General features: G+C 67.3%; 26 protein-coding genes and 1 pseudogene. 10 read left to right on the top strand and 17 right to left on the bottom strand.

The features are described from left to right. The coding region (locus BST40_RS21245) for an Rv0361 family membrane protein (protein WP_083155438.1) at window positions 1-545 on the top strand (545 nt) is incomplete at its 5' end. Window positions 546-630: 85 nt separating this feature from the next. Here the strand turns inward: BST40_RS21245 and fbaA are convergent. Further along, entirely contained in the window at window positions 631-1668 is a 1038-nt protein-coding gene (gene fbaA / locus BST40_RS21240) for a class II fructose-bisphosphate aldolase (protein WP_075546401.1), read from the bottom strand. A gap of 95 nt (window positions 1669-1763) precedes the next feature. On the opposite strand from fbaA, the gene BST40_RS21235 reads away from it, so the two are divergent. Next, complete coding sequence (locus tag BST40_RS21235; protein ID WP_075546400.1) at window positions 1764-2435, top strand: VTT domain-containing protein; 672 nt, start codon at window positions 1764-1766, stop codon at window positions 2433-2435. On the opposite strand, the gene BST40_RS21230 is transcribed toward BST40_RS21235, so the two are convergent. Genes BST40_RS21230 through BST40_RS21185 form a run of 10 tightly spaced genes read right to left on the bottom strand, consistent with a single transcriptional unit; the run spans window position 2424 to window position 12699 of the window. Beyond that, window positions 2424-3539 (bottom strand): glycoside hydrolase family 76 protein, encoded by a 1116-nt coding sequence (locus tag BST40_RS21230; RefSeq protein ID WP_083155428.1) that lies wholly within the window; start codon window positions 3537-3539, stop codon window positions 2424-2426. The two genes, BST40_RS21235 and BST40_RS21230, sit on opposite strands and share 12 nt — an antisense overlap. A gap of 11 nt (window positions 3540-3550) precedes the next feature. Further along, window positions 3551-4747: a vWA domain-containing protein gene (locus BST40_RS21225; RefSeq protein ID WP_083155424.1), complete on the bottom strand. Its 1197-nt coding sequence runs from the start codon at window positions 4745-4747 to the stop codon at window positions 3551-3553. Between the two features lie 4 nt (window positions 4748-4751). Then, on the bottom strand, window positions 4752-5387 hold the full coding sequence (locus BST40_RS21220) for an SRPBCC family protein (protein ID WP_075546397.1): 636 nt from the start codon (window positions 5385-5387) through the stop codon (window positions 4752-4754). 13 nt (window positions 5388-5400) lie between these two features. Next, window positions 5401-6288 carry an AAA family ATPase gene (locus BST40_RS21215; protein ID WP_089025251.1) on the bottom strand — a complete coding sequence of 296 codons (888 nt, stop codon included), beginning with the start codon at window positions 6286-6288 and terminating at the stop codon, window positions 5401-5403. After that, entirely contained in the window at window positions 6285-6860 is a 576-nt protein-coding gene (locus BST40_RS21210) for a nucleotidyltransferase family protein (RefSeq protein ID WP_083155435.1), read from the bottom strand. The genes BST40_RS21215 and BST40_RS21210 overlap by 4 nt, the downstream gene beginning before the upstream one ends. After that, on the bottom strand, window positions 6857-7735 hold the full coding sequence (locus tag BST40_RS21205) for an XdhC family protein (protein ID WP_083155432.1): 879 nt from the start codon (window positions 7733-7735) through the stop codon (window positions 6857-6859). Before BST40_RS21205 ends, BST40_RS21210 begins: the two co-directional genes overlap by 4 nt. Window positions 7736-7741: 6 nt before the next feature. Then, entirely contained in the window at window positions 7742-10141 is a 2400-nt protein-coding gene (locus BST40_RS21200; protein ID WP_083155422.1) for an aerobic carbon-monoxide dehydrogenase large subunit, read from the bottom strand. After that, on the bottom strand, window positions 10138-10614 hold the full coding sequence (locus tag BST40_RS21195) for a (2Fe-2S)-binding protein (protein ID WP_083155412.1): 477 nt from the start codon (window positions 10612-10614) through the stop codon (window positions 10138-10140). The genes BST40_RS21200 and BST40_RS21195 overlap by 4 nt, the downstream gene beginning before the upstream one ends. 2 nt (window positions 10615-10616) lie before the next feature. Beyond that, a complete protein-coding gene (locus BST40_RS21190; RefSeq protein ID WP_083155410.1) occupies window positions 10617-11507 on the bottom strand; it encodes an FAD binding domain-containing protein in 891 nt (296 codons plus the stop codon). Window positions 11508-11538: 31 nt separating this feature from the next. Further along, on the bottom strand, window positions 11539-12699 hold the full coding sequence (locus BST40_RS21185) for an XdhC family protein (RefSeq protein WP_083155408.1): 1161 nt from the start codon (window positions 12697-12699) through the stop codon (window positions 11539-11541). A gap of 33 nt (window positions 12700-12732) precedes the next feature. On the opposite strand from BST40_RS21185, the gene BST40_RS21180 reads away from it, so the two are divergent. Next, window positions 12733-13698, top strand: coding sequence for a LysR family transcriptional regulator (locus BST40_RS21180; RefSeq protein WP_075546391.1), 966 nt, complete (start codon window positions 12733-12735; stop codon window positions 13696-13698). Window positions 13699-13715: 17 nt separating this feature from the next. After that, complete coding sequence (locus BST40_RS21175) at window positions 13716-13934, top strand: dodecin family protein (RefSeq protein ID WP_023370097.1); 219 nt, start codon at window positions 13716-13718, stop codon at window positions 13932-13934. Between the two features lie 184 nt (window positions 13935-14118). Here BST40_RS21175 and BST40_RS21170 read toward each other — a convergent pair whose 3' ends face one another. From BST40_RS21170 to ttfA, 5 genes are read right to left on the bottom strand one after another with little or no spacing between them, the layout of a single operon-like run. Beyond that, entirely contained in the window at window positions 14119-14763 is a 645-nt protein-coding gene (locus BST40_RS21170) for a TrmH family RNA methyltransferase (RefSeq protein ID WP_075546411.1), read from the bottom strand. After that, window positions 14760-15662, bottom strand: coding sequence for a hypothetical protein (locus tag BST40_RS21165; RefSeq protein WP_075546389.1), 903 nt, complete (start codon window positions 15660-15662; stop codon window positions 14760-14762). Before BST40_RS21165 ends, BST40_RS21170 begins: the two co-directional genes overlap by 4 nt. Before the next feature lie 10 nt (window positions 15663-15672). Further along, window positions 15673-16212, bottom strand: coding sequence for an orotate phosphoribosyltransferase (gene pyrE / locus BST40_RS21160; RefSeq protein WP_075546410.1), 540 nt, complete (start codon window positions 16210-16212; stop codon window positions 15673-15675). Continuing rightward, complete coding sequence (locus BST40_RS21155) at window positions 16199-16972, bottom strand: SDR family NAD(P)-dependent oxidoreductase (RefSeq protein WP_075546388.1); 774 nt, start codon at window positions 16970-16972, stop codon at window positions 16199-16201. The genes pyrE and BST40_RS21155 overlap by 14 nt, the downstream gene beginning before the upstream one ends. A gap of 45 nt (window positions 16973-17017) precedes the next feature. After that, on the bottom strand, window positions 17018-17875 hold the full coding sequence (gene ttfA / locus BST40_RS21150; RefSeq protein WP_075546387.1) for a trehalose monomycolate transport factor TtfA: 858 nt from the start codon (window positions 17873-17875) through the stop codon (window positions 17018-17020). A gap of 177 nt (window positions 17876-18052) precedes the next feature. Between ttfA and BST40_RS21145 the strand changes: the two genes are divergently transcribed. Beyond that, window positions 18053-18493 (top strand): DsrE family protein, encoded by a 441-nt coding sequence (locus BST40_RS21145; RefSeq protein WP_075546409.1) that lies wholly within the window; start codon window positions 18053-18055, stop codon window positions 18491-18493. 153 nt (window positions 18494-18646) lie between these two features. Further along, entirely contained in the window at window positions 18647-19069 is a 423-nt protein-coding gene (locus BST40_RS21140; protein ID WP_241780204.1) for an enoyl-CoA hydratase/isomerase family protein, read from the top strand. Here the strand turns inward: BST40_RS21140 and clpB are convergent. Beyond that, the gene (clpB, locus tag BST40_RS21135) at window positions 19035-21581 is read right to left on the bottom strand and encodes an ATP-dependent chaperone ClpB (protein WP_075546386.1); all 2547 of its coding nucleotides are present in this window, start codon (window positions 21579-21581) and stop codon (window positions 19035-19037) included. The two genes, BST40_RS21140 and clpB, sit on opposite strands and share 35 nt — an antisense overlap. Window positions 21582-21831: 250 nt before the next feature. Between clpB and BST40_RS21130 the strand changes: the two genes are divergently transcribed. From BST40_RS21130 to BST40_RS21115, 4 genes and pseudogenes are all read left to right on the top strand, one after another. Further along, window positions 21832-22479 (top strand): GAP family protein, encoded by a 648-nt coding sequence (locus BST40_RS21130; protein WP_075546385.1) that lies wholly within the window; start codon window positions 21832-21834, stop codon window positions 22477-22479. A gap of 127 nt (window positions 22480-22606) precedes the next feature. Next, entirely contained in the window at window positions 22607-23773 is a 1167-nt protein-coding gene (locus BST40_RS21125) for an FAD-binding oxidoreductase (RefSeq protein ID WP_075546384.1), read from the top strand. A gap of 90 nt (window positions 23774-23863) precedes the next feature. After that, the gene (locus tag BST40_RS21120; RefSeq protein WP_075546383.1) at window positions 23864-24754 is read left to right on the top strand and encodes an aldose 1-epimerase; all 891 of its coding nucleotides are present in this window, start codon (window positions 23864-23866) and stop codon (window positions 24752-24754) included. A gap of 177 nt (window positions 24755-24931) precedes the next feature. Beyond that, window positions 24932-25690: pseudogene (locus tag BST40_RS21115) on the top strand (PPE family protein); the annotation flags it as partial. Window positions 25691-25747: the final 57 nt, after the last annotated feature.

Here is a 25747-nt window from a genome sequence, read left to right as displayed (position 1 = left end):
CCCCCCCGACACCGCCCGGTCCCCCGCCCCCGATTGGTGTACCACCGAAAGCCGCTATGCCACAGTCGATTCCGCCTCGCGGCGGCAAGCCGCCATTGAGACAACGCAATTGGGGTTGGGTGCTGGCGATTGTCGTGATCGTGTTAGCGGTGGCGGCCATCGCCATCCTGGGCACGGTGCTGTTCACCCGCGGCAAGCATTCGAAGGTGTCGCAGGAAGACCAGGTGCGGCAGACCATTCAGAGCTTCGACGTGGCAATCCAGACCGGCGACCTGACCACGCTGCGCAGTATCACCTGCGGCACCACCCGCGACGGCTACGTGGACTACGACGAACGCTCCTGGAGCGAAACCTATCGACGGGTCTCGGCCGCCAAGCAGTATCCGGTGATTGCCAGTATCGACCAGGTGGTCGTCAACGGTCAGCACGCGGAAGCCAATGTCACCACGTTCATGGCCTACGACCCGCAGGTCCGCTCGACGCGCAGCCTCGACCTGCAGTTCCGCGACGACCAGTGGAAAATCTGCCAGTCCCCGAGCAATTAGCGTGCGATCTCCCGCGCGAGCAGTCACAGAATCGCACGCCGCGTAGCGGATTTGTGCGAGTCTATGACTGCTCGCGGGGTCGAACTCACCCCGAGCCGAGCGACTTGCCGGCGCAGTGCAGGTCGTTGCAGGCCTCGATCACCCGCTCGGTCATCGAAGCCTCGGCCTTCTTGAGGTAGCTGCGCGGGTCGTAGACCTTCTTGACCCCCACTTCGCCATCGACCTTGAGCACGCCGTCGTAGTTGGTGAACATGTGACCGGCGATCGGGCGGGTGAACGCGTACTGGGTGTCGGTGTCGACGTTCATCTTCACGACGCCGTAGCGCAGCGCTTCCTCGATCTCGGACTTCAGCGAGCCGGACCCGCCGTGGAAGACGAAATCGAACGGCTTGGCGCCCTCAGACAACCCGAGCTTGGCCGCCGCCACCTTCTGTCCCTGGGCCAGGATGTCGGGACGTAGCTTCACATTGCCGGGCTTGTAGACGCCGTGCACGTTGCCGAACGTCGCGGCCAGCAGGTACTTGCCGTGTTCACCGGCGCCGAGCGCGTCGATGGTTTTCTCGAAGTCGTCCGGGGTGGTGTAGAGCTTGTCGTTGATCTCGTTGGCGACGCCGTCCTCTTCGCCGCCCACCACGCCGATCTCGATCTCGAGGATGATCTTGGCGGCCGCCGCCGCTTTGAGCAGCTCCTGGGCGATCACCAGGTTCTCGTCGATCGGCACCGCGGAGCCGTCCCACATGTGCGATCCGAACAGCGGATTGCCGCCCTTACTCACCCGCTCCGACGACAGAGCCAGCAGCGGCCGCACGTAGCTGTCGAGTTTGTCCTTGGGGCAATGATCGGTGTGCAGCGCGACATTGATCGGGTATTTTGCCGCGACGACGTGGGCGAACTCGGCCAGCGCAACCGCGCCGGTCACCATGTCCTTGACGCCGAGGCCGGAGCCGAACTCCGCTCCCCCGGTGGAGAACTGGATGATGCCGTCGCTGCCGGCGTCGGCGAAGCCTTTGAGCGCGGCGTTGACGGTCTCCGACGACGTGCAGTTGATGGCCGGGAAGGCGTACGCGTTCTCCTTGGCACGTCCCAGCATCTCGGCGTAGACCTCGGGCGTGGCTATGGGCATGAACTTCCTCCTCGAAGAATGCTGGGTCTCATCAGTATTGCAACTCACCGGTTTGTGTCCAGGCCGGTGGGTCCGGCCCGGTATGTTGGGACATCGTGAGCACCGCCGTGACGGCCCTGCCGGACATCCTCGACCCGATGTACTGGTTGGGTGCCGACGGCGTTTTCGGATCTGCCGTGCTGCCCGGGATCTTGATCATCGTCTTCATCGAGACCGGCCTGCTGTTTCCGCTGCTTCCGGGGGAATCGCTGCTGTTCACCGGCGGACTGTTGGCCGCCAGTGCCAACCCGCCGGTCACCATCGGAGTGCTCGCCCCGGCGGTAGCCCTGGTGGCGGTGCTCGGCGATCAGAACGCGTACTTCATCGGCCGCCGGATCGGGCCGGCACTGTTCAAGAAGGAAGATTCGCGGTTCTTCAAGAAGCACTATGTGACCGAGTCGCATGCATTCTTCGAAAAATACGGGCCCTGGACGATCATCCTGGCCCGCTTCGCGCCGTTCGTGCGCACCTTCGTCCCGGTGGTCGCCGGCGTGTCTTACATGCGCTATCCGGTATTTCTCGCGTTCGACATCGTTGGCGGCATCGCCTGGGGTGCGGGTGCGACGCTGGCCGGCTATTTCCTGGGCAATGTGCCGTTCGTGCACCACAACTTGGAAAAGATCATCCTGGGCATTCTGTTCATCTCGCTGCTGCCGGTGATGACGGCGGCATGGCGTACCTACCGGTCACGGCGACGGGACAAAAACGAGGCCGCGCTACCCGAGTGAGCCGACGACGGCGACGCTGTGGGCGGCCTCCATCAGCATCCAGCCCGACAGCTGTACCGACAGGTCGCGCTCGGGAATCTCGGAGCTGTTCACCGCTCCCGCGACGAACTGCGCCTGCTGTCCGCCCGCGGTGGGCAATTCGGCGTCACGGTCCCAGAACGCCCCGAATACCGGCAACCCGTCCACCGTCTGCCGGTAGTCCCACGCTGATTTTGCCGAGGACAGCACTATCTTGGCCGCGGTGCGGCGAGCCGCGACGTCGTCGGCGGAGTCGGCCGGCAACGTGGTGGCCACCAGCGCCAGGTAGCGAGCGGTGATACCGGCGAACAGGCCGCCGTCGCCGCCGCCGGCGCCGCGGAGCACGCCCGCCGGCGCCATGTGCTCGTCCACGGCCGCGACCAGCCGCTGCACCCGGGCGAAGTGACGCTGGTCGCCGGTGCGGGCCGCCAATTCGGTCTCCAGGCCGAGTACCACGCCCTGGCAGTAGGTGTACTGGGCACGGACCAACGATCCCGCTTTGATGCCGTCGAACACCAGCTGCGTCTTCGGGTCGATCAGCGTGCGGTCGATCCAGTCGGCCATCTGCTGGGCCCGCTGCAGCCAGTCGTCATAGCGGGCCAGGAAGATCCCGGCCGGGCCGTTTGCGGGGGCGTTGAAGAACTGGTCCTGCTTGCGCCACGGGATGCCGCCGCCGTCCTCGGGTGCCCATGCCTTGACGAACTGGTCGGCCAGCTTCGGCAGCGCACGTTTGCGTTCGACACCGGCGATCCGGGCGGCACGTTCCAGGGCCAGCGCCAGCCACGCCATGTCGTCGTAATAGCTGTTGGTCCAGGAGAAGTTGTTGCGCAGCCGATGCGAGCGGACCTGCCGGTTGATGCTGGTGTGCCGCTGCGGCTGTGGGTCCCGCAGCTGCGCATCGAGCAGGCAATCCAGCAGATGGGCCTGCCACCAGTAGTGCCAGGTGCCGAACAGTCGGTCTTTGCGGGCCGCCGGCCAGGCCACCACGCCCAGCTGCGTCCCCGGTATCGCCCAAAGCCGTCTGAGGTGCCGCTGGGTGACGGCGGCTTCGGAGGTGGCGGCCCGGTTGGCCCAGAGCTGGTCCATGCCTGCCGACCCTATCGAGTGCCGGCGAGCGCGAACAGCTGACGCAGGCCGGCCAGTGAGTGCGCGGACAGAAAAAGATCGCAATAGGGCAGCGCCACCGCCATCGAACCGGTCAGCGGCCGAAACTCCGCCGCCGCGGCGCGCGGGTTGAGCCAGATCAGCAGCTCGGCGCGGCGACGCACCCGGGCCAGCGCGTGGTCCAGCACGTCGGGAGGATCGCTGTCCCAGCCGTCGGAGGCGATGACGACCACCGCGCCGCGCAGCGCATTGCCGTAGGGCGGGGCCAACAGGGCGCCGACGCTGCGGCCGATGAACGTGCCGCCGTAGCGGTCGGTCACCTTGGCGTTGGCCCGTTGCAGCGCGACCTCGGCCGAGCGGTGCGACAACACCGCGGTGAGCCGCGTCAGCGACGTGGAGAAGGCGAACACCTCGGGCCGAATTCCCCCCTGGCGCAACGCCGCGGCTCGCATCAGATGCAGATAGATCGCGGCGTAGGGCTGCATCGACCGGCTCACGTCGCAAACCAGCACAATCCGCCGGGGTCGGCGGCGCGGCCTGCTTCGCGCCAGCAGCATCGCCTCCCAGCCGGTCGACCGCGACGCGTTGATGGTCGCGCGCAGATCGATGCGCTTGCCGTGCCGGCTGGACTCCAACCGCAGGCTGCGCCGACGCGGCCAGCGTCGCACCGCGGTCTCCAGCCACTCCCCGAGGAGCCTGGGGTCGTCGGGATCGAACCGGTCGAAGGGTTCGTCGGTCAGGGCAGCGATGCGGCTGGGCAGGTACTCGGGCAGGTGGACACTGGGGCCGGGGGCGCCGGTCCCGTCGGGGCTGGTCCGGGTGGCCCACGGCAGCGTGTCGGCGCCACCGCCGGCGCGGTGCACGGTCCCGGCCGCGGGGGCACGGGGGGCGGCAAGCGGCAGCGACGGCGCGCGCGGTCCGACGACAGCGGCGTCGATGGCGCCGAAAACCGCGGTAAACACCGCATCGAAAGCGACCAGATCTTCCATCCGGTTCACCAGGGTCACCCGGGCGGCCCAGTACAGCGTCGCCGCGGTGTGCGGCACCAGCTGTCGCAGCGCCTGCACGAAACTTGCCGGGCCGCTTGCGGATACGTGCACCCCGGCGCTGCGCAGCCGCGCCACCATCGCGGCCGCGAACGCCGCCAGATCGACGCCCCGCAACAACGGCGTGCCGATGGGCGTGTTCATCAGATCAGTGTCGCCGGCGCAGCACCCAGAGCAGCACCAGCACAGCCGTCACCGCCAGCGCCGCCGCAGCGTATTTCTTCAGCCGGTCGGCGCCGGCGAGCTCCAGCAGGTCGATCGGGGCGGTTTCGGCGGCGGCGCTGGCTGCCGAGCGCGCGGGCGCGGCCGGCAGCTCAGCACCGGTCGCGGTTGCCGGACCCGCCGCCGCGAGTTCGGCTTCTAGCGAATCGACGAACTGGCTCAGCAACTTCTCCGAAACCTGCTGCAGCATTCCGCTGCCGAACTGCGCCAGCTTGCCGACGATCTTCAGGTCGGTGTCGACGATCACCTGGGTACGCTCGCCGGCCTCGTGCAGCCGGGCGGTGACGGTGGCGGCGGCGTTGCCGGTGCCCCGGGCTTCCTTGCCTCTGGCGTCGATCACCGCGCGGTGCTGGTCGCGGTCCTGCTCGACGAAATGCACTCGGCCGCTGAATTCGCTGGTGACCGGACCCACCTTGACCTTGACCTTGCCGAGGTAGTCGTCGCCGTCGTGGCCGGTCAGTTGCGCCCCGGGCATCAGCGGGATCACCTTCTCGAGGTCGCACAGCACGTCCCAGGCCTGTTCGATCGGAGCGCTGACGCTGAACTCGTTGGCGATCTTCATGCTGCGGGTCCTCTCATGTCCGGCTGCACTCGGTGAAAGCGGTGTACGCGTCGCGAATCAGCGTACGGTCGTCGGGTGTCTTGGCCAGCGCCCCCAGGCTGGCGAGCGCCACCGCAACCGATTCGTCCTGCAGGTCGGCGACGCCGAGCGACACCAGGGCGGCGACCCAGTCGATGGTCTCGGCCACGCCCGGCGGCTTGTCCAGGTCGAGATCGCGTGTGCGGCAGACGAATTGGGTGGCGTGCTGGATCAGCGGCGCGGTGGCCCCGGGCACCGTCCGGCGGACGATCGCGGCGGCGCGGGCTGGCTCCGGGTAGTCGATCCAGTGGTACAGGCAGCGTCGTCGCAGGGCGTCGTGCAGGTCGCGGCTGCGGTTGGAGGTGAGCACCGCGACCGGCGGCCGCTCGGCGACGAAGGTGCCCAACTCCGGGACGGTGACGGCGGATTCGCCGAGGAATTCCAGCAGCAGCGCCTCGAATTCGTCGTCGGCACGGTCGATTTCGTCGATCAGCAGCACCGGCGGGGTCGGGCCGCGATGGCGGACGCAGCGCAGGATGGGCCGGTCCACCAGGTAGGCCTCGGTGTAGAGGTCCGCCTCCTGAATACCGGCGCCCTGCGCTTCGGCGAGCCGGATGGCGAGCAGCTGACGTTGGTAGTTCCAGTCGTACAGCGCCTCGCTCGCGGTCAGCCCCTCATAACACTGCAGCCGGACCAGGGTGGTATCCAACACGACGGCAAGGGTTTTGGCGGCTGTCGTCTTGCCAACGCCCGGCTCGCCCTCCAGCAGCAGCGGTCTGCCGAGGGTGACCGCCAGATAGATCGCCGAGGCGGTCCCGGTGTCGAGCAGGTAGTCGTGCGCGTCGAACCGGTGGACGACGTCGTCGGGGTCGGTGAACATCACGATGTCACCAGCCGCTGGTAGTCGTCCCAGGTGTCCACGTCGAGCGGCACCGGACCGTCGACCGTGAGCTCGCGCACCTGGTGCCGGCCCGACTCCATCAGCTTCCACACCCCCTTGTCGCCGTGCAATTGCGCCAGCTCACCGAAGAGGGTGCGGCTCAGCCAGAATGGATGTCCGATACCGTCGGCATAGCGGCACACCATGATTTCGGCCGCCGGTCCTCGTGTCGCCAGCTGCCGCAGCGTCGCGGGGTCCACGCCCGGCTGGTCGCCCAGCATCAGCACGATGCCGGCGGCCTGCGGATCCACCCGTTGCAACGCCACCCGCAGCGACGCCGAACACCCGGCCCCGTGGTCGTCGACGACCACCACGTCGACCCCGGCCAGCGGCACCGTGTCACGCACCTTCTCGGCGGCACCGCCCAAGGTGACGATCAGCTGATCGAATCCGGCACGGCGAGCGACCTCCATGGTCGCCCCCAGCAGCGTCGTATCCCGGTACGGCAGTAGCTGTTTGGGGGTGCCCAGCCGTTGGGAACTGCCGGCGGCCAGCACGACACCAGTGACCGTCATCCGACCGGCCGGTTTGCGAAGGCGGTGCGGCATCCCGAACCGCAGAACCAGTAGTCGGTGCCCTCTCGCTGCAGGTGCTCGGTCGTGGGTCCGACGGTCACCGTCATGCCGCATACCGGGTCGACCGCCTCCGGCGCGGTTGCGCTGGTTGCGGGCACACGCACATTGCCCGTGCGCAGGGCGGCGATAAGCTCGGCGGCGATCGACACCGCGATCTCCGCCGGGGTCTTGGCGCCGATCGGCAATCCGACCGGGGTGTGGATGCGGGCCCGCTCGCCCTCGGACAGGTCCAGCGAGCTCAGGATCGAGGCGCCACGGACCTTGCTGGCCACCAGGCCGATATACCCGACACCGTTATCCAGTGCGGCACGGATGATTTCGGCCTCCGGACCGCCGTGGCTGGCGATCACTAGGCCAGTCGGCACTGCGGTGGCGGCAACCGGCTCGGTGTCGCGTCGCGCGTCGTAGCCAAGCACGCCACACAGCTGGATCAGCGCGTCGGCGATCGGCGTGGCACCGTAGACCCGGATCAGCGGCGCCGGCAACTGCGGGGTCAAGAATATTTCCAGCGCCCCACCGGACAGGCACGGGTTGACCACTACGCAGGCGCCGGGCGCTTCCGGGAAATGCACGTCGCCGTCGGGAAGCACCCGCAGCAGCACGCTTTCTCCGGCCTGCAGTGCGCCCAGCGCCGCCTTACGGACCGAGTTCTGCGCGCACTGGCCGCCGACGAAGCCTTCAATTGTGCCGTCCGCCAACAGTATTGCCTCATCACCCGGATAGGCGGAGGCGGGCGGCTGGGCCCGCACCACGGTCGCGTGCACGAACGGTGTTCGTGCCGCCAGTAGTTGCTGAGCCCGTTCGCTGATGGTGATCATGGTCTAGATCGGTGGCCTCGCCCGGCCCTGCATGGCCTCCCACACCCGCGACGGTGTCAACGGCATGTCGGCGTGCCGAACCCCGTACGGCGCCAACGCATCCACCACCGCGTTCACCACCGCCGGCGGGGATCCGACGGTAGCCGACTCGCCGATGCCCTTGGCGCCGATCGGGTGATGCGGTGACGGCGTGACCGTGTGGCCGGTCTCCAGGTGCGGCACCTCGAGTGCGGTCGGGATCAGGTAGTCCATCAGCGAGCCGCCCAGGCAGTTGCCGTCCTCGTCGAAGGCGATCATCTCCATCAGCGCCATCCCGATTCCGTCGACGACACCGCCGTGCACCTGGCCCTCGATGATCATCGGGTTGATCCGGGTGCCGCAGTCATCCACGGCCAGGAAGCGGCGCACCTTGACCACGCCGGTGCCCGGATCGACGTCCACCACACAGAAATACGCGCCGTAGGGGTAGGTCAGATTCGACGGGTTGTAGCACACCTCGGCGTCCAGCCCGCCCTCGATGCCGTCGGGCAGATCACCGGCGCCGTGGGCACGCATCGCGATATCTTGGATGGTCACCGACGCCGACGGGTCACCTTTGACGTGGAACTTGCCCTTCTCCCATTCCAGGTCTGCCACCGAGACTTCCAGCATGCCGGCGGCGATGATCTTGGCCTTGTCGCGCACCTTACGCGCCACCAGAGCAGCAGCCCCGCCGGATACCGGGGTCGAGCGGCTGCCGTAGGTGCCCAGCCCGAATGGGGTCTGGTCGGTGTCGCCGTGCACCACCTCGATATCGTCGGGCGGGATGCCCAGCTCTTCGGCGACGATCTGCGCGAACGTCGTCTCGTGACCCTGGCCCTGCGACTGAACGGAAAGCCGCACAACGGCTTTGCCGGTTGGATGCACCCGCAGCTCGCAGCCGTCGGCCATACCGAGGCCGAGGATGTCCATGTCTTTGCGAGGCCCGGCGCCCACCGCCTCGGTGAAGAACGACATGCCGATGCCCATCAGCTCGCCTTGCTGCCTTCGGCGCCGTTGTTCCTCGCGTAACGCGTCGTAGCCGATCATGTCCATGGCCTTGCGCATGGTGGCCTCGTAGTCACCCGAGTCGTACACCCAGCCCGTCTTGGTGGTGTACGGGAATTGCTCGGGCTTCAACAGGTTTCGCAGCCGCAGCTGCGCCGGGTCCAGCTTCAGCTCGAAGGCCAGACAGTCCACTAGCCGCTCGACGAAGTACACCGCCTCGGTGATCCGGAAGGAGCACGCATAGGCCACCCCGCCGGGCGCCTTGTTGGTGTAGACCGCCGTCATGTGGCAGTAGGCGGCGTCCAGGTCGTAGCTGCCGGTGAACACCCCGAAGAAGCCGGCCGGGTACTTCGTCGGCGCCGCCTGACCGTTGAACGCACCGTGGTCGGCCAGCACGTTGCTGCGCAGGGCCAGGATTTTGCCGTCCTTGGTGGCCGCGATCTCGCCGACCATGATGTAGTCGCGCGCGAAGCTGGTGGAGGTCAGGTTCTCGCTGCGGTCCTCCATCCACTTGACCGGCTTGCCCAGCACCAGCGAGCCGACGATCGCGCACACATAGCCGGGGTAGATCGGCACCTTGTTGCCGAAGCCGCCGCCGATGTCGGGCGAGATGACCCGGATCTTGTGTTCGGGCAGGCCGGCAACCAATGCGTACAGCGTGCGGTGGGCGTGCGGGGCCTGCGAGGTGGTCCACAGTGTCAGCTTTCCGCTGACCGGATCCAAATCAGCTACCGCACCACAGGTTTCCATCGGCGCGGGGTGTACCCGCGGATAGACCATCTCCTGCTTGACCACCACATCCGCCTTGGCGAACACCGCATCGGTGGCGGCCGCGTCGCCGGTCTCCCAGTCGAAGATGTGGTTGTCTTTCTTGCCTTCCAGGTCGGTGCGGATCACCGGCGCGGCCGGGTCGAGCGCCTTGCGGACGTCCACGACAGGATCGAGCGGGTCGTACTCGACGTCGATGAGCTCCAGCGCATCGCGGGCCGAATACCGGTCTTCGGCAACGACGAACGCCACCTCTTGGCCCTGGAAGCGCACCTTGTCGGTGGCCAGTACGGCCTGCACGTCGTTGGCCAGTGTCGGCATCCAGGCCAGGCCCTTCTCCGCCAGGTCGGCGCCGGTCACCACCGCCTTGACCTTCGGATGGGCCAGGGCCGCAGTGGTGTCGATGCTCACGATGCGGGCATGCGCGTACGGTGAGCGCAGGATCGCCAGGTGCAGCATGCCGGGCAGCGTGACGTCGTCGACGTAGGTGCCGCGGCCCCGGATGAAACGGGGATCTTCCTTGCGCAGCATCCGGCCGTGGCCGCACGGCTTTTGGTCGTTGTCGGCGGTGTCTTCCGGTGAGGGCGGCCTTGATTCGATGGTGGTCATGACGTGGCCTCCGCGGAACTGTGCTGAGCGGCCCATTGGATGGACCGCACGATTGTCGTGTATCCGGTGCACCGGCAGATCTGCCCGGAGATGGCCTCCCGGATGGTCTGCTCGTCGGGATTGGGGTCGCGGTCCAACAGCGCCCGGGCGGTGATCATCATGCCTGGTGTGCAGAAGCCGCATTGCAATCCGTGGCAGCGCATGAATCCTTCTTGCACCGGGTCGAGCTGGCCATCGACGGCCAGTCCTTCTACGGTCCTGACACTGTGGCCGGATGCCATGACGGCCAGCATCGTGCACGACTTCACCGGCACGCCGTCGACGTCGACCACACAGGTTCCGCAGTTGCTGGTGTCGCAGCCCCAGTGAGTTCCGGTGAGCCCCAACTGATCCCGCAGGAAGTGCACCAGCAGCATCCGGGGTTCGACCTCGGCGGTGACCTGTTCGCCGTTGACGGTCATGGTTACCTGCATGGCTAGTTCCCTTCCGGCTCGGGGATGTTACGCACCCGTTCGGTCGCGGTGCGCAGCGTGCGGATGGTTAATTCGGAAGCCAGGTGCCGCTTGTACTCGGCGGTGCCGCGAATATCGGTCACCGGTTCGCAGGCCTGGCTTGCTCGCCGGCCCGCCTCGGCGAAGGTTTCTTCGGTGGCCGGTCGGCCCACCAGTGCCTGGGCAAGCTCGGCGAGCGCTGTCCTATTTGGATTCACCGCGGTGAGACCCACCCGGACGGCGGCGATGGTGTCGCCGTCGAGCGTGATCGACGCACCGGCCGCGGTAACGGCCCAATCACCAACCCGCCGTTCGACTTTCGCATAGGCGCTGGAAGTGTTGTGCCGCACCGGGATACGTACCTCGACCAGGATCTCGTTGTGCGCCACCGAGGTCTCGTACGGCCCGACCGTGAAGTCGTCGATTGCTATCTCACGCTCGCCCGACGGCCCCCGCGCCAGGCACACGGCGTCCAGCACCATGCACACCGTCGACAGGTCCTCGGCCGGATCGGCCTGACACAGCGAACCGCCCAGGGTACCGCGGTTGCGGACCACCGGGTCGGCGATCACGCGTTCGGCATCGCGAAAGATCGGGCACACCGCCGCCAGCGTGTCCGACTCCAGGATCTCGCGGTGCCGGGTCATGGCGCCGATGCGCACCAGGGTCGGATCGGTGATCACGTATCCGAGTTCGGGCACCAGGTCGTTGATGTCGACCAGATATTCCGGGTTGGCGATACGCAGCTTCATCATCGGCAGCAGGCTGTGGCCGCCGGCGACCACTCGCGCCCCCTCCCCCAACCGATCCAGTAATCCGATGGCGTGGTCGACGCTGGTCGCACGCTCGTATTCGAAGGGCCCAGGTACTTGCATGCGCCCAGTGTCAGCCGTTGCTCAACGAGCGTCAATATCGACTTAAGTGATCGCTGAACTCGCCTTCTACCTGCGCGTCATGGTGGATCCGCCCGTCGGTCTCGGCCAACGGGCGCCCGCGGCCGCCCCACCGCCGGGCGATGATGTCGGCGGCGATCGACACCGCCGTCTCCTCGGGCGTACGGGCGCCGAGATCCAGTCCGATCGGGCTGGACAACCGGCCCAGTTCGGCGTCGGTCAGCCCGACCGCCCGCAGCCGCCGCAACCGGTCGTCGTGCGTCCGGCGCGACCCCATCGCCCCGACGTACCCGACGCGGGGCAGCCGCAGTGCCACCTCGAGCACCGGCACGTCGAACTTCGGATCGTGGGTGAGCACGCAGATCACCGTGCGCTCGTCGACGGCGCCCGCCTCGGCCTGAGCGGCCAGGTAGCGGTGCGGCCACTCGACGACGACCTCGTCGGCCGTCGGAAAGCGCACCGACGTGGCAAAGACGGCGCGAGCGTCGCAGACGGTGACCCGGTAGCCCAGGAACGATCCCTGGCGCGCCAGGGCAGCGGCGAAGTCGATCGCTCCGAAGACCAGCATCCGCGGACGCGGCGCGAAGCTGGACACGAAGACCTCCATGCCTTCGCCCCGGCGTTGCCCGTCGGGGCCGTACTCGAGAATTTCGTTGCGCCCCAGCGCAAGCAGGCCGCGCGCGTCGTCGGTGACCGCAGCGTCAGCACGCCCGGAACCGAGCGATCCGGCGATCGCGTCGGGGTGCACGACGAGGCGCCGGCCCACCCCGCGGGTGTCCGGGTGGGTGATCACGGTCGCGATCGCGACCGGCCGATGGGCGGCGATGTCCCCGGCCACCGCGCCGAGTTCGGGAAACGTTGACTGCGAGACGGATTCGACGAAGACGTCGATGATGCCGCCACAGGTCAGACCCACCGCGAAGGCGTCATCGTCGCTGACACCGTACCGTTCTAGCCGGGGTGCGCCGCCGTGTACCACCTCGGTGGCGAGTTCGTAGACGGCACCTTCGACGCAACCACCCGACACCGACCCGCTCACCGAACCGTCGGGCGCCACCACCATCGCCGCACCCGGGGGCCGGGGCGCGGACCGCAACGTCCGCACCACCGTCGCCAACCCCGCGGTATCACCGGCGCGCCAGATCGACAGCAGCTCGGCAAGCACGTCACGCACCCCCTTAAACTAAGCCAGAAGTAGGCTCTTTCCATGACTCCGGCTCAACTTCGGGCCTATTCGGCGGTGGTGCGGCTGGGCTCGGTGCGGGCGGCCGCCGCAGAGCTCGGCCTCTCCGATGCCGGGGTCTCCATGCACATCGCGGCGTTGCGCAAGGAGCTCGACGACCAACTGTTCACCAGGACCGGTGCCGGGTTGGCGTTCACCCCCGGCGGGCTGCGGCTGGCCAGCCGGGCCGTGGAAATTCTGGGGCTGCAGCAACAAACGGCGATCGAGGTCACCGAGGCCGCCCACGGCCGCCGGCTGCTGCGCATCGCCGCGTCCAGCACCTTCGCCGAGCACGCGGCACCGGGCCTGATCGAGCTGTTCTCGTCTCGAGCCGACGACCTGTCCGTTGAGTTGAGCGTGCATCCGACGAGCCGATTCCGCGACCTGATTCTGTCGCGCGCGGTTGACATCGCCATCGGCCCGGCCAGCGAAAGTTCGTTTGGTGCCGACGGCTCGCTGTTTGTGCGACCCTTTCTGAAGTATCAGATCATCACCGTCGTGGCACCTAACAGCCCACTGGCCGTTGGTATTCCGACGCCAGCGTGGTTGCGCCAGCAGCAGTGGATGCTCGGCCCCTCGGCGGGCGGCGTGGACGGAGAGATCGCAACCATGTTGCGGGACTTGGCGATTCCAGAATCACACCAGCGAATCTTTCAAAGCGACGCCGCCGCCCTCGAGGAGATCCGGCGAGTCGGTGGTGTCACGCTGACCATCGGCTTCGCGGTCGCCAAGGACCTGGCCGCCGGACGGCTGGTACACGTGACCGGTCCGGGCCTGGATAGATCCGGCGAGTGGTGCGCCTCGACGTTGGCACCCTCGGCCCGGCAGCCCGCGGTGTCCGAACTGGTCCGGTTCATCACCACCCCGCGGTGCACCCAGGCGATGATCCGCGGCAGCGGGGTCGGTGTGGCGCGGTTCCGCCCGAAGGTCCACGTCACCTTGTGGAGTTAGCTATACGCTTTACCCCCATGAGCGTGTACAAGGTGATCGACATCATCGGGACCAGCCCTACCTCCTGGGAGCAGGCCGCGGCGGAGGCGGTGCAGCGGGCGCGGGAAAGCGTCGACGACATCCGGGTGGCCCGAGTCATCGAGCAGGACATGTCGGTGGACTCGAGCGGCAAGATCACCTTCCGGATCAAGCTCGAGATCTCGTTCAAGATGAGGCCGGCCAAACCGCGCGATTAAACAGCATCCGAGCCGTTGCGCCGTCGGGCCGTTGCGCGTCTGGCTTCGACTGTGCGCGTGTGGCTTTGAGTGTGCATCCACGGCTTTGACTGTGTACTCAAGGCTGAGGATTCGCTGCGGCGCCGCCCCAGCCGCACGCTCGACGCCACCACCGCACACTCGACGCCACCACCGCACACTCGATTCACCAAGCCCGCGACAGGTCGGCGTGCTGCCTGATCCACGCGTGCATCGCGATCCCCGCGGCCACGCCGGCGTTGATGCTGCGGGTCGAGCCGAACTGAGCAATCGACACCGTGATCGACGCGCCGGCGCGGGCGGCGTCGGTGATGCCGGGTCCTTCCTGACCGAACACCAGCAAGCACTCCCGCGGCAGCGTCGTCTCCTCCAGCCGCGCCGCCCCGGGGACGTTGTCGACGGCGACTACCGTCAGCCCAGCGCCAGTCGCGAACTCCATCAACTCGGCGGTGCTGTCGTGGTGGCGCAACCGCTGATAGCGGTCGGTCACCATGGCGCCACGGCGGTTCCAGCGCCGACGACCGACGATGTGCACCGTGTCCACCGCGAACGCGTTGGCGGTGCGTACCACCGAACCGATGTTGGCGTCGTGACCGAAGTTCTCGATCGCCACATGCAGCGGATGACGGCGAGTATCGATGTCGGCGACGATCGCCTCCCGGGTCCAATACCGATAGGCGTCGACGACATTGCGGCTATCACCGTCGCGCAACAACTCTGGGTCATACCGCAGGTCGTCGGGCAAATCACCCACCCAGGGACCGACGCCGCCGGCCGGCACCGCCCATTCGGTGGGCCCCGCTTCGTTCATCGCGACGTCCACACCGCGGCGTGAGTGCCCACGATCGCCACCGTCGCATACAGCAGCGCCTGGTTGATTTCACCCTGGGTGCACAGCGACGCGTCGACGTGTACGGCGTCGCGGGACGCGTCCGGCAGGATCAGCACCGATGCCCCATAGGCCGCGCACGCCGGGCTCAATCCGCGCCCGGGCAGCGTCGGCGCGGCAAGCAGCATCATCGGCCCGCCGCGGGCTGCGGAGTCGTCGCGATAGCGGGTCGCCAGCGCGTCGGCGGCCAACCCCAGCAGCATGTAGCCGTTGCCGGTGAATGCCGCTGGGTCCCCGAGCTGGGTCTTGGTCACCGGCGTACCGTCGGCGCGCCAGGCCGACAGGCTGGTGGTCTTGACCACCAGGCCGGTGTCGTTCTGATTGGTCGGCAACATGCCCACCGGGAATGCGGCCGGGTAAGCGGCCGCGGTATTGGCGATCCGATCATGGGGCGAATAGATATACACACCGCGCACCGCGCTGCGGTCGGTCAGCGGGCCCAGACAGACCGTGCCGGTGAGCCGGTCCGGCGGCGCCGACAACGGCTTGGCGATGTCACGCACCTTGGTCATCGCGTCGTCGCAGCTGCCGAGGCCGGTCGACTCCAGCGGATGGGCCAGGGCGCCGTAGAGGCCGTAGCGAATGTCCTCGGGTTTGGCGTGCGGCGCACGGGGGTCGCTCGGCGAAGCATCGACGTCGACCAGCACGTAGTCACCGGACCAGCGCAGATTCGACACCGCCATGTTCCACCCCAGCACCGGCAGCGATTCGCCCAGCCGGGCGCTCTGAGCGCCATAGATGCGATCGGGTCTCGAATCGGAGCACGCCATCAAGGCCGCCACGCAGGACAACGCCACGATCAGCGCAACCAGAACACGCACCGCCGCCGGCCTAGCCCAGCCCCAGATCGGCAAGCCCCAGCACGCTGCGGTACGGCAGACCTGCGGCCTCGATGGCCTCGGCGGCACCGGTGTCGCGGTCGACCACAACGGCCACGCCGACCACCTCGCCTCCGGCGTCTTGGACGGCGTGCACCGCGGTCAGCGCCGAGTTGCCGGTGGTGCTGGTGTCCTCGACCACCAGGACCCGCTGGCCGGACACCTCGGAACCCTCGATAAGTCGTTGCAGGCCATGGGTTTTCGCCGACTTGCGGACGACGAACGCGTCGATCGGGCGGCCGGGCGCGTGCATGATGGCGGTCGCCACCGGGTCGGCGCCGAGCGTCAGGCCGCCGACGAGCGCATAGTCCCAGTCGGCGGTGAGTTCGCGCATCAGCCTGCCGATCAATGCCGACGCCCGGTGATGCAGGGTGGCGCGGCGCAGGTCGACGTAGTAGTCGGCCTGTTTGCCCGACGACAGCGTGACGCGCCCGTGCACCACCGACAACCCGCGCACCAGCTCGGCGAGCTCGCCGCGGTCAGCTTCGGCCACTGCCGCCGCCGACACGCTTTACTGCCGCCCTGACCAGGCCCCGCGGCATCAGCCGCCCGGCCGAGACAATCGCCTTGTAGTGCAGGCCCGGGACGCTGATCACCTTGCCGCGGGTGACATCGGCCAGACTCTGACTGACCACGTCGTCGACCTCGAGCCACATGAACGACGGGAGGTTGGCCATGTCGATGCCGGCCCGGGCGTGGAATTCGGTGTGCACGTAGCCCGGGCATACGGCGTGCACACTGACGCCGGTGCCCTGCAGCCCGTTGGCCAACCCCTCGCTGAACGAGATCACCCAGGCTTTGGACGCCGAGTAGGTCGATCCGCGACCGGATAGCAGACCGGCGACGCTGGCGATGTTGATGACGGCGCCGGCGCCGGCTTCGAGCATGGCCGGTAACGCGGCCCGGGTCAGTTGCATCACCGCCGTCACGTTGACGTCGAGTTGCGCCTGCAGCAGGGCGGGATCGGTCGTCCAGAATTCCCCGGAGGTGCCCAGACCGGCATTGTTGACCAACACCCGGACGCCCCGGGAGAGCCGTTCGGCGACCTTGGCTCTGTCGGCCGCGTCGGCCAGGTCCGCGGGCAGGATCTCGACACCGCCGGCCTGCGCTTCCAACTCGCCGGCCAATTGCTGCAACCGGTCGACATCACGGGCGACGAGAACCAGGTCGTAGCCGTCACGCGCGTAGCGTCGCGCATAGCCGGAGCCAATCCCGGAAGTCGGACCTGTGATCAGCGCGACGGGCCGTGGCATGAGCGACAGTGTACTGACCGGCCGCCGGCCCTCGGGGCCCTGCTATCAGTGCTGGAAGTTGCTGGCTTGCCGGCCGTTACGACCGGCCGGCGGCGGACGCCGAACGCCTTCGGGACGACCTTCTTCACGACGTACCGGCTCGGCCACCCGCCGCGCCGGATCGGGTATCAGCCCGGCGGCCGGGTCGACCTGAGCGCGCCGGGGTGGCAGTTCTGCCTGACGCGCGGATGCCAGCGGACGCCCCGGTGCTGCGTTGCGCGCTGGTTCTGCGCTCTCTGCAGAGGTCTCGTCCTGCGGCAGCGGCGGCAACACCCGCAACAGGTCGTTGAACTGGCGCACGGTGCGCAGTCCCTCGTCCCACTGGGTGCGGGTGCTGGAGATCGGCATGCTGACCAACGTCCAGTTCTGCTCGTTCCACATGATCTCGGCGCAGTCGGGTGCGGTGTGCGCGAAGGTGACCATGCGCCGATCGCAGGCCCGCCGGGCCGCGTCGAGATTGGTGGAATAGACCATCCGCGGCCCGATGGCGCCGAGCAACCAGATGTCGCTTTCCCGTGGTTCCTTGAGTCCCTTGAGCCGCAGGTCCACCACGACGTTGGTGCCCACCTTGCGGTGCAGGGCGATCACCGTGGCGACTTCCTCGAGATCGAAAATGTAGACGGCCTCGCCGCGGATCTGACCCAGCACGACGTTCTTGGCCGGGACATCACCGACCGTCGACATCACACCGCGCTTCCAGCGATGCAGGATTTCGGTCGACTCGCGCTCGTAGTCGAAGCCGTGCGATCGCGCCCACGACCTACGACGTCGGCTGCGCCCGCGTTGTCGATCGACGTCGACGTACAGCAACACCACCGCACCGACGAAACACAGCGCGGACAGCGTGAACCAAAGCGGGACCACGGGAGACAGCCTATCTGCTGATGGGCCCGAATAAAGAATCCGAGCAGGTCACAACCGAATCACAGGAGTCAATACCAGGCGCGTCGGATGTCCGGTCGCATGGGGCGGCAAACGCATTTCACTGTCGGGTGGATCATTGCCGACATCGAATCCGCACTTTCGAGACGGGAGTCATCTGTGTCCCCTGCAGACGAGACGCTGCATATCGACGTTCCGGTCGAACTCGAGGAGGTGAAGGTCGTATTCAGCGTGGCATCGCTCACCTTCGAAGGCGACATGCCGGCCGTCCTGTTCCACCTCGGAATCGTCGCGGCCGACGCCACCGCCTGGCAGGCCAGCTCGCACGTCGTCGCCGTGTTCCACACGAATGCCGGACACGTGACACTCGACGACCAGGCCTACAACGCCAACCGGCACGTCAGCACCGGCAATCCGTACAAGCCGGTGCTGGCCGACCTGATAGCCAAGGGCGTGCACGTCGAGTTGTGCGGAGCCACCGCCAGGGCCAACGGTTGGCGCAATGCCGACCTCATCCCCGGGACCAGGATCAACAGGAATGCCATGGCCCGACTGACCCAGCTGGTGCAGCAGGGGTACGTGAAGATCTCGGAGGCTTAGACGTATGAGGGATTACCGGCTCATCCGCAGCTCCAGGGCGAACGGTGTCTGCCGGGCGACGATCGGTCATCCACCGATCAACTTGCTGGACATGCCCCTGCTGACTGAGATCGACCGGCTCTTGGGGAAGTCGCCGGCGACGACGGGGTGCGGGTGCTGATCGTCGACTCGGCCGATCCGGAGTTCTTCATCGCGCATGCGGACGTCTCGCTGCTCGGCGACTTGCATGGCCGTCCCGAAACTGCGGACACCGCACTGCACGACGAACTGTCGTTCTTCCACGCGATGACGGAGCGGATCCGAACCCTGCCGAAGGCAACCATCGCGGTCATCGAGGGAATCTGCCGTGGTGGTGGCTGCGAGTTCGCGATGGCTTTCGACATACGTTTTGCCGCGCTCGGCACGACCGTGCTGGGCCATCCCGAGGTTTCGGTGGGAATCATTCCCGGTGCGCGGCGCGCCGGCTGCTCCGGGCGGTCATCGACGCCGGCGCCCAGACCCGAGACTTCGAGCGGGGCGCCGCGCCGAAACCGCCCCCGTCTTAGCCCAGGATCAGTGCGTCGCCGTCAGCGCTGACATTGACCGGCACCACGTCGCCGTCGTGCACCTCGCCGGCCAGCAGCATCTTGGCAAGCTGGTCACCGATGGCCTGCTGGACCAGCCGCCGCAACGGACGCGCGCCGTACACCGGGTCGAATCCGCGATGCGCCAGCCACTGCTTGGCTTGCAGCGACACCTCGAGCTGCAACCGCCGTTGCGCCAGCCGTTTCTGCAGCTGCGCCAACTGGATGTCGACGATCTGCACCAACTCCTCGGGGTTGAGGCCCTCGAAGATCAGCACGTCGTCCAGCCGGTTGATGAACTCCGGCTTGAACGTCGCGCGCACCGCGGCCATCACCTGCTCCTCGCTGCCGCCCGATCCCAGGTTGGACGTCAGGATCAAGATGGTGTTGCGGAAGTCGACGGTGCGGCCATGGCCGTCGGTGAGCCGGCCTTCGTCGAGCACCTGCAGCAGCACGTCGAACACGTCCGGGTGGGCCTTCTCGACCTCGTCGAACAGCACCACGGTGTAGGGACGGCGGCGCACCGATTCGGTCAGCTGACCACCGGCCTCGTAGCCGACGTACCCGGGCGGGGCGCCGATCAGGCGGGCCACGGTGTGCTTTTCGCCGTACTCGCTCATGTCGATGCGGACCATCGCCCGCTCGTCATCGAATAGGAAGTCGGCCAGCGCCTTGGCGAGCTCGGTCTTACCGACACCGGTCGGTCCGAGGAACATGAACGCCCCGGTCGGCCGGTTGGGGTCGGACACGCCGGCCCGGCTGCGGCGCACCGCATCCGAAACGGCTTGCACCGCCTTCTTCTGCCCGACGACGCGCTTGCCCAGCTCGTCTTCCATCCGCAGCAGCTTGGCGGTCTCGCCTTCCAGTAGCCGCCCGGCCGGGATCCCGGTCCAGGCCGATACCACGTCGGCGATGTCGTCGGGACCGACCTCTTCTTTGAGCATCACTTGCTCGCGGGCCGTCGCCTGGGGCAGCGCCGCGTCGAGTTTCTTCTCCATTTCCGGGATGCGCCCATAGCGCAGCTCGGCGGCCTTGGCCAGGTCGCCGTCGCGCTCGGCGCGCTCGGATTCCCCGCGCAGGGCTTCCAGCTGCTCCTTGAGCTCACGGACGATCTCGATGGCGTTCTTCTCGTTCTGCCATCTCGTAGTCAGTTCGGCGAGCTTCTCTTTCTGGTCGGCCAGCTCGGCGCGCAGCTTTTCCAGCCGCTCCTTGGACGCCTCGTCCTCCTCCTTGGCCAGCGCCATCTCCTCGATCTCCAGTCGGCGCACCAGCCGCTCGACTTCGTCGATCTCGACGGGCCGGGAGTCGATCTCCATCCGCAGCCGGCTAGCGGACTCGTCGACCAGGTCGATGGCCTTGTCCGGCAGGAAGCGGGCGGTGATGTACCGGTCGGACAGGGTGGCCGCGGCCACCAACGCCGAGTCGGTGATCCGCACGCCGTGGTGCACCTCGTAGCGGTCTTTGAGCCCGCGCAGGATGCCGATGGTGTCCTCCACCGATGGCTCGCCGACGAACACCTGCTGGAAACGGCGCTCCAGCGCGGCGTCCTTCTCGATGTACTTGCGGTACTCGTCCAGGGTGGTGGCACCGACCAGCCGCAGCTCGCCGCGCGCCAGCATCGGCTTGATCATGTTGCCGGCGTCCATCGCACCCTCACCGGTCGCGCCGGCGCCCACGATGGTGTGCAGCTCGTCAATGAACGTGATGATCTGCCCGGCCGAGTTCTTGATGTCGTCGAGGACGGCCTTGAGCCGTTCCTCGAACTCGCCGCGGTACTTCGAGCCGGCGACCATTGAGCCCATGTCGAGCGCGATGATCGTCTTGTCGCGCAGACTTTCCGGTACATCGCCGTCGATGATGCGTTGGGCCAGACCCTCCACGATCGCGGTCTTGCCGACGCCGGGCTCGCCGATCAGCACCGGGTTGTTCTTGGTGCGACGGGAGAGCACCTGAATGACGCGGCGGATTTCGTTGTCCCGCCCGATGACTGGGTCGAGCTTGCCTTCACGAGCCCGCGCGGTCAGGTCGGTCGAGTACTTCTCCAGCGCCTGATAGGTCGCCTCAGGTTCGGGGCTGGTAACGCGCGCGCTGCCGCGCACCTTGACGAACGCCTCTCGTAAGGCTTGCGGCGAGGCACCGTGCCCGTTGAGCAGCTTGGCGACGTCTGAATCACCGGTGGCCAAGCCGACCATCACGTGCTCGGTGGAGACGTACTCGTCATCCAGCTCGGTGGCCAGCTGCTGGGCGGCGGTGATCGCCGCCAGCGACTCGCGCGACAGCTGCGGCTGCGAACTGGCGCCGCTGATCTGCGGCAATCGATCGAGCAGACGCTGCGCTTCGGCGCGGACCGCGGCGGGCTCCACGCCGACGGCCTCGAGCAGCGGCGCGGCGATGCCGTCGGCCTGCGTCAACAGGGCCATCAGCAGGTGTGCAGGCCGGATCTCGGGATTGCCGGCAGCCGATGCCGCTTGCAGGGCCGACGTCAGCGCCGCCTGCGTCTTGGTGGTCGGGTTGAAAGAGTCCACGACAACTCCGTTCGGGATTTACGTTCGGTGAAAAATGCTTGTCGGGTTGTGCAACGCCGTCAATGTTGAGTCTGTTCCGCTCAAGGTTAGGTTGTTGGCGAACGCCCCGCCCATATGTCTGATACCACTGAGCTCAGCTTGGTAACAAGAGACCGCCGAATTCTGGGAACCCGGCGGTAGCAACGACGGCGGGTGCAACACCACGACGTCAGCTACCGTTCTTCGCGTGACGGTCGGAGAGCCTTCGTAAATGGTTGAAGTGGTACCGCTCGCCCTGGTGATCACGGTTTCGCCGCTATCGATCATCCCGGGAGTGCTCGTCTTGCACGCGCAACATCCGCGGGAGAGCGGTCTGGCCTATCTCGCCGGCTGGCTGCTGGGGCTGGCAGGGCTGACCTCGCTTGCCATCAGCATCTCCAACCTGCTGGGCGGTCTGCGCGAGACGCCCCCCGCATGGGCGTCCTGGCTGCGGATCGTCCTGGGCATAGCGCTGATCGTGTTCGGCGTCATCCGCTGGCTAACCCGCCGCGGTCACGACCACATACCGGCCTGGATGCGAACGCTCACCTCGGTCACCCCAACGCGGGCGGCGCTGACCGCAGCGGCACTGACGGTGCTCAATCCCAAGGTGTTATTCATCTGCGCGGCAGCCGGATTGGCAATCGGCACCGATGCACTGGGTAACAGCGGGACGGTGATATCGGCCACGCTCTTCGTGGCTGTCGCCGGCTCGTCGGTCGCGCTTCCGGTGTTGGCCTATACCGTCGCCGGGGAGCGCCTCGACGCTCCGCTGGAGCGACTGAAGAATTGGATGGAAAAACACAACACCGCAGTAGTGGCAGCGATCTTGGTGGTGATCGGGTTAGCGGTGCTGTACAAGGGAATTCACGCCCTGTAAGGCGTGGCGGGTTGCGCTCGCCGCTGGTTTCCCCGGCTCAGGGCGGTGTTGCCCGCAGTCAGCTTCGATGTTCGAGGATGTTCGAGATCGCTGAGCACCACGCCCGGCGAGCCTAGAATCGGGGTCCGTGGGCCTCGAGGACCGAGATGCATTGCGGGTGCTGCGCGACGCGTTCGCCCCTTCCGAGGGCCCCAACGAACTCGTCCGCCGGTTCTACACCACCTGGTTTGCCCTCGACGTTTCGGTGCGCGACCTGTTCCCTCCCGAAATGGACAGTCAACGAGCAGCTTTCGCGCACGCGCTGCACTGGGTGTATGGCGAACTCGTCGACCAGCACGCCGAAGAACCGGTGGCCTTCCTGGCCCAACTCGGCCGGGACCACCGCAAACACGGCGTGCTCCCAACCCAATACGACACCTTGCGCCGCGCCCTGTATCAGACACTGCGCGGCTATTTGGGCAGCTCCTGGACTGACAACGTCGAGCGGGCCGCCGACCAGTCGCTGAACCTGATCACCGGGGTGATGAGCGGCGCCGCCGACGCCGAGCAGGGGCCCGCGTGGTGGAACGGAACGGTCGTCGAACACGCCCGGGTGTCGCGTGACCTCGCGGTCGTCCGCCTGCGTCTGGACCAGCCGCTGGACTACCACCCCGGCCAGTACGTCAATGTCCATGTCCCGCAATGCCCCCGCCGCTGGCGATACCTCAGCCCCGCCATTCCCGCCGACCCCGACGGCCGGATCGAGTTTCACGTCCGCGTGGTGCCCGGCGGCCTGGTGAGCAACGCCATCGTCAACGAGACCCGGCCCGGTGACCGGTGGCGATTGTCCAGCCCGCACGGCGGCTTTCACGTGACCCGCGACGACGGCGATGTGCTCATGGTCGCCGGCAGCACCGGCCTGGCACCGCTACGGGCGCTGATCATGGACCTCAGCCGGTTTGCGGAGAACCCGCGAGTCCACCTGTTTTTTGGGGCTCGCTATTCCTGTGAGCTCTATGACCTGCCCATGCTGTGGCAGATTGCCGCACACAACCCGTGGCTCTCCGTCTCGCCGGTCTCTGAGTACTCCCGCGACCCGTCGTGGGCCGCGGAATACCCCGACGTGTCGCCGCCTCGCGGCCTGCATGTGCGTCAGACCGGGCGGTTGGCCGACGTGGTCACCAGGTATGGCGGTTGGGGCGACCGGCAGATCCTGATCTGCGGCGGCCCGAACATGGTCCGCGCCACCAAGGCCGCCCTCATCGCGAAAGGCGCTCCGCCGGAACGTATTCAGCACGACCCGCTGTCGCGGTAGGGCAGCGCCGGGCCGCGTTGCCGACCCACACCAGAAACGCCGGCAGCAGAAGCCGCCGAGCAGGCCGGGCCGGCCGATTAGGCTGGCGGGGTGCACGTCGTCACGCTGCGCGACCCGTCCTCCCCGGTGGCGGCGCAATTCGTGCCCGCAGCCGGGATGATCGGCAGCGCCCTAACCGACGCGGGTGTGCAACTGCTCGGTCAGCGAAGAGGTCTGGACGCCTACATCACCGCGGGAAAGACGATGGGGATACCGATTCTGTATCCGTGGGCGAATCGGCTGGGCGCCAACACCTATACCGCCGAAGACGCGACGGTAACCCTGACTCCGGGAGCAAACGGAGTCCGCACCGATCCCGCCGGGTTACCCATCCACGGCGTCTTGGCCGCATACCCGGGCTGGCGGGTGACGGCCGAATCGGCGAACGAACTGACCGCCGAGCTGGATTTCGGCGCCGAGCCAAAGTTGCTGGCCAGCTTCCCGTATCCGCATGTGCTTGCGATGGCGGTGCGGCTGGCGGACCGGACGTTGACGGTGCGCACCACGGTCACCGCGACCACGGACCGGGCGGTGCCGCTGTGCTTTGGTTTCCACCCGTACCTGCACGTGCCGCATGTCGCGCGCGGCGACTGGACAATCGAGACACCGCCGCTGCGGCATTTGTATCTCGACGAGCGGGGATTACCCACCGGCAAGACGGCCGAGCGGCCGGCGATGTCACAGCAACTGCGTGACGAGGCTTTTGACGACTGCTACGACCAGGTCGCCGAGGGATCGGTCTTCGCGGTCCGCGGCGGCGGCCGCCGCCTCGAAGTGCGTTTCGAACACGGGTATCCGGCGGCGCAGATCTTTGCGCCCCCAGGCGAGGACGTGGTCTGCTTCGAGCCGATGGCGGCGCCGACGGATGCGTTGCGCCGCGGCGGCTATCGGGTTGCGCGGCGCAACGAACCGGCGGTCGCCCAATTTTCCATCCGTGTGTGAGCGCTATAAATGCAAAAAGACCCGGGTACACCGTTTTTGAAGTTTTTGTCCGAATCAAAGACGGTCCGCTGTCGCACTTCTGAATAATCGTTACGCTGGGACACTCACGGACCCGAGGGATGCGACCGCATCACCTGCCTCTGCGACGGCGACCAACGGTTCCAGGCAGGAGAGCTGATGAATTTCGCGGTCTTGCCACCGGAGGTCAAATCGGCGCGTATGCATCTGGGCGCCGGGTTGGGGCCGATGCTGACCGCGGCGGCGGCCTGGGACGGGCTGGCCGCCGAGCTGGGTTCGGCCGCCACCTCTTTTTCCGTGGTGACCACCGGACTCACGGGTTCTCTCTGGCTCGGTCCGTCCTCGGCGGCGATGGCCGATGCCGCCGCACCCTACCTGGGTTGGTTGAACGCCGCGGCGAACCAGGCCGAGCAGGCAGCCGTCCAGGTACGGCTGGCAGCGGCCGCGTTCGAGGCGGCGCTGGCGGCCACGGTGCATCCGGCCCTCATCTCGGCCAACCGCAGCCAGTTTGTGTCGCTGGTGTTGTCGAACCTGTTCGGGCAAAACGCCACCGCGATCGCCGACGCTGAAATTCACTACGAACAGATGTGTGCCCGGGACGTGGCCGCGATGTTCGACTATTACTCCGGGGCGTCCGCGGCTGTGTCGACGTTGACGCCGTTTCCCTCGACGCTGCGGGGTCTGGCCAACCTGGCGGGTCCGACGGCGGGCGCGTACGGTGCTGCCGCTGCCACCGTCACTGCGGCTGCGGCCGCCGCGCAGGACATTGTCGTCCCCTTCCGCAACGTGGGCTTGGCCAACGTCGGCCAGGGCAATCTCGGCAACGCGAACATCGGCGACTTCAATTTCGGCTCGGGCAACACCGGCAGCGGCAATATTGGCAGCGGAAACATCGGGATAGGAAAAGTAGGGATCGGTTAGAACGGCTGCGTGTTGAAAGCAGGGATGGGCAAAATAGGCTTAGGCAACAACGGT

The sequence above is a fragment of the Mycobacterium persicum genome (assembly GCF_002086675.1).
Classification (GTDB): domain Bacteria; phylum Actinomycetota; class Actinomycetes; order Mycobacteriales; family Mycobacteriaceae; genus Mycobacterium; species Mycobacterium persicum.
The sequence above is the reverse complement of the archived record's forward strand: the minus strand, read 5'-3'. Positions and strand labels throughout refer to the sequence as shown.

What these genes read in the sequence shown, in the direction of transcription:
- fbaA (WP_075546401.1), bottom strand. Translation starts at nt 1,668, where the DNA reads ATGCCCATAGCCACGCCCGAGGTCTACGCCGAGATGCTGGGACGTGCC.
- BST40_RS21230 (WP_083155428.1), bottom strand. Translation starts at nt 3,539, where the DNA reads ATGGACCAGCTCTGGGCCAACCGGGCCGCCACCTCCGAAGCCGCCGTC.
- BST40_RS21225 (WP_083155424.1), bottom strand. Translation starts at nt 4,747, where the DNA reads ATGAACACGCCCATCGGCACGCCGTTGTTGCGGGGCGTCGATCTGGCG.
- BST40_RS21220 (WP_075546397.1), bottom strand. Translation starts at nt 5,387, where the DNA reads ATGAAGATCGCCAACGAGTTCAGCGTCAGCGCTCCGATCGAACAGGCC.
- BST40_RS21210 (WP_083155435.1), bottom strand. Translation starts at nt 6,860, where the DNA reads ATGACGGTCACTGGTGTCGTGCTGGCCGCCGGCAGTTCCCAACGGCTG.
- BST40_RS21200 (WP_083155422.1), bottom strand. Translation starts at nt 10,141, where the DNA reads ATGACCACCATCGAATCAAGGCCGCCCTCACCGGAAGACACCGCCGAC.
- BST40_RS21195 (WP_083155412.1), bottom strand. Translation starts at nt 10,614, where the DNA reads ATGCAGGTAACCATGACCGTCAACGGCGAACAGGTCACCGCCGAGGTC.
- BST40_RS21190 (WP_083155410.1), bottom strand. Translation starts at nt 11,507, where the DNA reads ATGCAAGTACCTGGGCCCTTCGAATACGAGCGTGCGACCAGCGTCGAC.
- BST40_RS21180 (WP_075546391.1), top strand. Translation starts at nt 12,733, where the DNA reads ATGACTCCGGCTCAACTTCGGGCCTATTCGGCGGTGGTGCGGCTGGGC.
- BST40_RS21175 (WP_023370097.1), top strand. Translation starts at nt 13,716, where the DNA reads ATGAGCGTGTACAAGGTGATCGACATCATCGGGACCAGCCCTACCTCC.
- BST40_RS21170 (WP_075546411.1), bottom strand. Translation starts at nt 14,763, where the DNA reads ATGAACGAAGCGGGGCCCACCGAATGGGCGGTGCCGGCCGGCGGCGTC.
- BST40_RS21155 (WP_075546388.1), bottom strand. Translation starts at nt 16,972, where the DNA reads ATGCCACGGCCCGTCGCGCTGATCACAGGTCCGACTTCCGGGATTGGC.
- BST40_RS21130 (WP_075546385.1), top strand. Translation starts at nt 21,832, where the DNA reads ATGGTTGAAGTGGTACCGCTCGCCCTGGTGATCACGGTTTCGCCGCTA.